6 protein-coding genes are annotated in these 6479 nt (G+C 56.5%); 1 reads left to right on the forward strand and 5 read right to left on the reverse strand.

Annotated elements, in window-relative coordinates; genetic code table 11:
- Positions 1-295: 295 nt before the first annotated feature.
- Both PYV00_RS16030 and PYV00_RS16035 read right to left on the reverse strand, forming a co-directional pair.
- Positions 296-1552: an aromatic ring-hydroxylating oxygenase subunit alpha gene (locus PYV00_RS16030; protein ID WP_275229312.1), complete on the reverse strand. Its 1257-nt coding sequence runs from the start codon at positions 1550-1552 to the stop codon at positions 296-298.
- Positions 1553-1610: 58 nt separating this feature from the next.
- Positions 1611-2066 (reverse strand): aromatic-ring-hydroxylating dioxygenase subunit beta, encoded by a 456-nt coding sequence (locus tag PYV00_RS16035; RefSeq protein ID WP_275229313.1) that lies wholly within the window; start codon positions 2064-2066, stop codon positions 1611-1613.
- Positions 2067-2445: 379 nt separating this feature from the next.
- Between PYV00_RS16035 and ribB the strand changes: the two genes are divergently transcribed.
- Positions 2446-3525 (forward strand): 3,4-dihydroxy-2-butanone-4-phosphate synthase, encoded by a 1080-nt coding sequence (ribB, locus tag PYV00_RS16040; RefSeq protein ID WP_275229314.1) that lies wholly within the window; start codon positions 2446-2448, stop codon positions 3523-3525.
- Positions 3526-3548: 23 nt separating this feature from the next.
- Here the strand turns inward: ribB and PYV00_RS16045 are convergent, their stop codons facing one another.
- The 3 genes from PYV00_RS16045 to PYV00_RS16055 form a co-directional block, all read right to left on the reverse strand.
- On the reverse strand, positions 3549-4634 hold the full coding sequence (locus tag PYV00_RS16045) for a CobW family GTP-binding protein (RefSeq protein ID WP_275229315.1): 1086 nt from the start codon (positions 4632-4634) through the stop codon (positions 3549-3551).
- Positions 4635-4641: 7 nt separating this feature from the next.
- Positions 4642-5337, reverse strand: a complete 696-nt coding sequence (locus tag PYV00_RS16050) for a GntR family transcriptional regulator (protein WP_275229316.1) — start codon at positions 5335-5337, stop codon at positions 4642-4644.
- Positions 5338-5632: 295 nt separating this feature from the next.
- On the reverse strand, positions 5633-6479 hold an 847-nt coding region (locus PYV00_RS16055; RefSeq protein ID WP_275229317.1), incomplete at its 5' end, for an aldehyde dehydrogenase family protein.

A 6479-nucleotide genomic window follows, 5' to 3' on the forward strand; every position in this document is an offset into this window, starting at 1 on the left:
GCATTTTGGACCTCCGATAGGTGAAAACACCTTATCTCGGTGTCCACCAAACCGGCAGCAGGCCAAGCCTTTCAAGCAACGCTCGTTCCGATCCTATGTAACATTTTAGTTCCGCTTTCAACCAGGCACCACAGCGGAACCATGGCTTGATGCGTAAACTTGCGTCCAGTGGTGCCGCTTATGCTTCATGCCCAGAGAACCGTTGCGAAGCGCCCGAAGAAGAAGTGGATTTGCGCGCCGGCTCCGCCTCGAGCCGGCGCGCGCTCATTCAAACAGAACTGGCGATTGCCGGCCCTTATGCTTCTGCTTCAAGATATTGGTAGTAAACGCGATAAAATTCCCGCAGCGAATATTCGTCGCGCGAGCAGACGTCGGGTGTAAGTCCGCCCTTACTTGGCTTCACCCCCCGCAGCACCGGCGAGTATCTGGTCCCAAGTCCCCGCAACCCGTCCTGGCAGCGAATGGCTGCCTCAACATCGTCATTGCTGACCTTGCCCCAGGATCCCTGGTTCTCCGCCAACCCCTCGAGCATCGCTTTTCGGGTATCTGGGTCGTCCTCGTTCGACGTGTAGGCGATGTAGTCCACGCGGGTTTTGTCGACGCCAAGCGGCGTTACCGTCTGGATATGGCCCATGCGTGATCCGCGCCTCCCGCTCGTGCCATCGACGCTTTGGCTACCCGGCTGCATATCCATGTTCGGAAAGATTGCGAGCACTTCCTGCGGGGCCTCGGCATATTCATATTCGCCGCCCGCAATCATCGGTTTTGCCCCTTCAGGAAAGGCGACCCCACTCATGCGCTTCATCACCTTGGTGAGATTCTTGAAGTTCGGCTCCTCGCAAATCCATTGAAGCCGCGAATGGCCGGGCTCAAGCGCCCAATTGCCGCCACGATCTGCAAAATGAGGAACCGCGTCATTGATCGCGCGGTGTGCGAATTGCGGATGGTAGTTGTCGCGGAAATTTTCGTGCCATAGCTTCCAATTGCCGTTGTATATCCAGCTGTTGCGCGCAATGACCTCGATGCCCTGGGTGTACATATCGAGAACAGGTGCCATCTCGCCAAGATATTCCTTGAGAGGAACCGCATCCGGATTGACGCTCACGAACACCAGATCGTTGTAAATCTCGCAATGCACGGGCTTGAGATTATAATCTTCACGCTTGAACGACGGGCCATAGCCCTCCTTGTAGGGTACGCCGATCAACGCTCCCTCCGTGCTGAAAGTCCAGGCATGGTACATGCAGACAAAGCGCCGACCGCAATTGCCGGACCGCTTGTCGGTCTGCAATGTGGCGCCGCGGTGGGTGCAGGCATTGTAAAAGGCACGCAGTTCGCCATCCGACCCGCGCACGATGAGAATTGGCTGATCGAGGATCGACATGGCGAAATAATCGCTGGAATTCTTCACTTCATGCGTGAGACACGCAAAGTGCCATGTCTTGTAAAATATCCGCTCTTTCTCAAGGCGAAAGATTTCCTCATTGCGATAGACGTCGCGGTCAATGAAGGCACCAGCCTCGATATCCGATTCTTTAACCTCAACGGTCATTTTTCTCTCCGAATTCCAGAATTCAAACACTGTGCTACAAGATCGGCTTGCCCGTCGATCAAAGGAACACGCCCATATTCGCCGGAACCGTCTCGCCATCGATCACAGCCCGATGTTCGGCAAACACCAGCCTGCCTTCCTGTCGGACGAACACGTCGGAATAGCGACCGGTCACGTGAACCTGAGATGCCTGATGGCGGTCAGCCGCGAACATGGCAAAGGCCGCACGCGAAACCACCTTTCCGTCAGCCTCCTCTTGCGCGAGGATATTGGAGATCATTAGAAGCGTCCGCTGAGGCGTGTGCCAGAAGTATCCGCCGTTATAGGCAGCGCGCTCTTTCAGGTACACCACTCCGTGATCGGTGTACCACCACGCTCCGGTGGTGGAGACATTGTTATGCGTGCCGACGGCATAGACGCCGGTTTCCGCAAATGACGATACCCAGTCATTGGGCCGCTTGTCGTCGATAATCTCGGCATAGTTGGCGTACCAGTCTTCCAGTTCAGCGCGCAACGCAGGCGGAGTCGCAGTCAAATTTCCCATAATCCAATGCCTTTATCAGTAATGTATGAAGCGCCGGTCCGCGTCCGGCAACGCGTGAGATAAGAAATGGTCGATGGCTGCCGGCACTCCCTTCCCTCATTTCGCCAGCATCGCATCGTGGCCAACTCTGGCTCGAGCGTCGCATCGCTCAAATTCAGACTTGCGTAGGGAAGCTGAATCAGCATATCGTGGCGACTGTATGCTGGCATGTTAGTAGCCACACCTGATTGTGTCAAGTGCGCGACCAGCAGATAAAATGAGGGTGTGAAAGGCCGATGGCCGTGAGCATCGATACGGAAGAGTCAGCGGTTCACGCCTTGGGCCTGTTCAATTTATAAGGAAAACATGAATGATTTCACCGATCGAGGAGATAATCGAAGATGCGCGCGAGGGCCGCATATTCATTCTGGTTGATGCGGAGGATCGCGAAAATGAAGGCGACCTTGTCATTCCAGCACAGTTCGCAACGCCGGCGCAGGTGAACTTCATGGCCCGGTTTGGTCGAGGATTGATCTGTCTGACGCTAAGCGAAGAACGCATCCACCAGCTCGGACTCGAACCCATGACCCGCCGCAATCAGACACGCATGCAGACGGCTTTCACCGTGTCGATCGAGGCAAAGACCGGCGTGACAACCGGCATCTCCGCCGCCGATCGAGCCCGAACAATCGCTGTGGCCATAGATTCGAGCAAAGGAGCCGAGGACATCGTTTCGCCCGGCCACGTCTTCCCGCTTGGCGCCCGTAATGGCGGGGTATTGGTGCGCGCGGGTCACACAGAAGCAAGCGTGGACATTTCCCGCCAGGCCGGACTTAATCCGTCAGCAGTCATTTGCGAAATCATGAATGACGATGGTTCGATGGCTCGCCTTCCCGAACTGGCGGCTTTCGCCCAATCCCATGGCCTGAAGATCGGGACCATCGCCGACCTCATTGCCTATCGCCGCGCGCACGACCGTTATGTCGAACGCATTCACGAAGCCCCTTTTGCTGCGCATGAAGGTTTTCGATTGTTGGTGTTTCGCAATCGCCTCGACGGCATCGAGCATGTTGCTTTGGTCATGGGAGACATCCGCCCGGACCATCCGACGCTGGTTCGCGTTCACCGGATAGATTTCGCCGCCGACCTGCTGGCAGGCTGGGGCGAGCGCGCCAGCTTCATCACCGCAACAATGAAGGCTGTCGAGGCGGAAGGTGCGGGGGTGCTGTTGATGTTACGCGACCTAGTCCCCGACCCGGTTTCAAGATTGCTCAAAGGGCAAGAAGACGAATCGGCGGACGAACAGAGTCGTCTTGTCGGCCTTGGCTCGCAGATACTCCATGACCTCGGGGTCGGCCAGATGATCGTCCTTTCCAATTCGCAGCAAAGGCTGATCGGGCTGGAAGGCTATGGGTTGAAAATATGCGGCTGGCGGACCTTCCCGGCGTAGCACGCCGGGAGGCTCGCTCCCTGTCAAAGAGGGGCTTCCTTCGCCTCCACTGCGGCAACGCAAATCCGGAACAGGTCTTCAATTGGCTCCCGCGTCAAATTTCTGGTGATGAAGACAACGCGGCTACGGCGGTCCGAGTCGGGCCAACTCTGAAGCTGGGAGGGCGGATGAAAAAGATGCTCTACCCCCTGTATTACGACAGGTAGATCACTTTCCTCCACGTCCACAAGTCCTTTGACCCGGAGCAAATCCGCTCCCCGGAGTTGAGTCAACGCGTCGAGGAAACCAACCAGCGCGCCCCAGCGGACCGGCTTTTCTGACGTAAGACAAAATGAATCGATCGCATCATGGTGCCTGCTGCTGATGTTGTCATCGTCATCGTGGCGGTGGTCAGGATGATGCGCATGGTTATCCCGATGATCATAGGCTTCGGCCTTTAGCCACCGGTCGACGTCGAGATGTTCGGGGTCAAGGCTGTAATTTGCGCTTTCGAACATCAGCAGCCCGGTCACTTCACTGCTGTCGGACTCCTGGATAGAAGCAGCCGGGTTCATTTCACGCAGCCGGCTCTTCAGCAAGGAAAGGCTGGCGCTGCTCGCAAGGTCCGTTTTGGTCACGACGATCCGATCAGCCACAGCGACCTGGGTCATGCTCTCGGTGTTTCGATTGAGCTGTCCGAGGCCATGCACCGCATCGACGGTTGTAACGACACCATCGAGCTTGAAATAGCCCAGAATCACGCGATCGGTCATTAGCGTGTGCAGAATCGGTCCGGGGTCCGCCAATCCGGTCGTCTCGATCACAACCCGGTCGAAGTCAGGAATTTCACCTACCATACGACGGCGATGGAGATCCCGCAGCGTCGCCGAAAGATCGGAAAGCATCGTGCAACATACGCAGCCTGAATCCAAGAGGACAGTGTTCCCGGACGCTTCGGCCACCAGGTGATGGTCAAGGCCGACCTCACCAAACTCGTTGACGATAACGACAGTGCGCGCCATCGCCGGTTGGCGGATGAGTCGCGTCAGCAGCGTCGTTTTTCCGCTTCCGAGAAAACCCGTCAGAACCGTAATTGGCACGGGGGGCAGATAGTTGGAAGCCGACTCCATCACAGGCCTAGGACACAGCGGCCTGGGAAGTCTTGCGTGCAAGTTTCGCGGTAGCTCCGCCAACAGCAGCGAACAGCCATTCCCGCGTATGATGGAGATATTCCTTCCACCGCTGCTCGGCTTCCTCCGGATCGCGCTTTTTCAGTGCTTCGAGGAGCGCCTTCTGGCGACCCATCATGGGTGCGTAGGAAGGCGTGTCGACCTGTGCAATAGCCCGCATGAAATGGATATGAGCATCAAATTGCGCAATCTGCATTCTCAGAACCTTGTTAGGCACCGATCCGAAAATGACCTTTCGAAATCGATCATTCTGGAGATCGAATTTCTTTGCGTTTTGCTTCGCCGCCGCCTCGATCTGCCCGGCAATCGAGAGCTCAAGCTCACGCAAATCCCGGTCGGAAAGGATTTTGGTGATATCCCTGATGGCCGGGGGCTCTAGCAACATCCGCACGGCCACAATGTCCGATATTTCCTCGGCTGAAAGAGAGGGCACGCAATACCCGCCCTGCTTGCGCTTTTCCAGAATTCCCTGTTGGGCGAGCCTGGCAAGCGCCTCCCGAATCGGGGTGCGTGAGACTTCAAAGCGCTCAGCAAGCGCCTCTTCGGTAACGCGCGCGCCCTGAGCGAGTTCTCCACTTCGCAACAGGTCCAGGACGGCCATGCTAACCTGGTCGCGCAAGGATGCCGTTCTTGTCAGTCTCATCGTTTCGCTTCTCAAATTCCTGTTCAAAGAATAGGACCTGACTTGTCGAATGCCCGCTTCGACCGAGCCTCAAGGCCTTATTCTCGCTGTTTCTGTCACGCCAATGACTTAACCCATCAACATCCAAAATGTACACTGAATCCGTATGTGTTCGAGTTCAGGATGGCAATCAGGGAATCTGACAAAATTTCCAGGGGAGCCGTCGGCCAGCGACAACGCGCCATATGCGAACCTTCCGCTTCTGAAGCCGGACTGACCATGCCAATGTGGCTTCAAATGCTTGATGCCTTCTCTGTCAGCCAAGCGGACAGTCAACATGCTGCGGTCGCAGGAATTCTCGCAGCCCGTCTTCTCCCCATTCGGATCCGACCCCGCTGTGCTTATATCCTACCAGCGCGGCATCGGGGCGATGCGCGCTACCGCCATTGATCTGTATGGTTCCTACACGCAATTGCGGAACGATCCTGAGGCACTCACTGGTCGGGCCGAACACATAGGCTTTCAGGCCGAGATCGGAGTCATTGGCAATCTGGATGGCTTCTTCGACGTCACGGTAGGTGATGACCATGGACAGCGGACCGAAAACCTCGGTCCGAGCAAGTGTGGAGGAATTGTCAAGTCCACCGATCAAGGTGGGATTGACAAACCAGCCAGCGCTGCCTTCAGGACGACCACCACCCGCTATGATATAGCCGCCCTCATCGATCGCGCCCGCGATTGCCCGCTCGATATGGTCACGCGCTTTCGACGATATCACGGGCCCGACCATGGTCCGCGGGTCGCGCGGGTCGCCGACCGTAATTTGAGAATAAATCTCTCTCGTCGCCGCTACAAACTCGGAAAGCCGGGATTCCTCAACAAGAATCCGGCTTGGAGATCCGCAACTCTGTCCGGCATTTTTTGAATAGCGAAGGTTCAGCGCGAGTACGTTTTTACGCAGATCCGTTCCCGGAAGGAGAATCGCAGCCGATTTGCCACCAAGTTCGAGGACTGCACCACGCAGATCTTGTGCCGCCTGCTCCAGAACTTTGCGGCCTACCTCCACTGAACCGGTGAACGAGATCTTGTCTACATCAGTGTGCATGGCGGTGACAAAACCAGCCAGTGGAGCGCCGGCATTGTGCTGAGCGCGGCGGAGTAAA

The organism is Novosphingobium album (ex Liu et al. 2023), assembly GCF_029076845.1.
Taxonomy (GTDB): Bacteria; Pseudomonadota; Alphaproteobacteria; order Sphingomonadales; family Sphingomonadaceae; genus Novosphingobium.

Bases quoted from the DNA above. Each gene is read 5' to 3' on its own strand.
- PYV00_RS16045 (WP_275229315.1), bottom strand. From the start codon at position 4,634: ATGGAGTCGGCTTCCAACTATCTGCCCCCCGTGCCAATTACGGTTCTG.
- PYV00_RS16050 (WP_275229316.1), bottom strand. From the start codon at position 5,337: ATGAGACTGACAAGAACGGCATCCTTGCGCGACCAGGTTAGCATGGCC.
- ribB (WP_275229314.1), top strand. From the start codon at position 2,446: ATGATTTCACCGATCGAGGAGATAATCGAAGATGCGCGCGAGGGCCGC.
- PYV00_RS16030 (WP_275229312.1), bottom strand. From the start codon at position 1,552: ATGACCGTTGAGGTTAAAGAATCGGATATCGAGGCTGGTGCCTTCATT.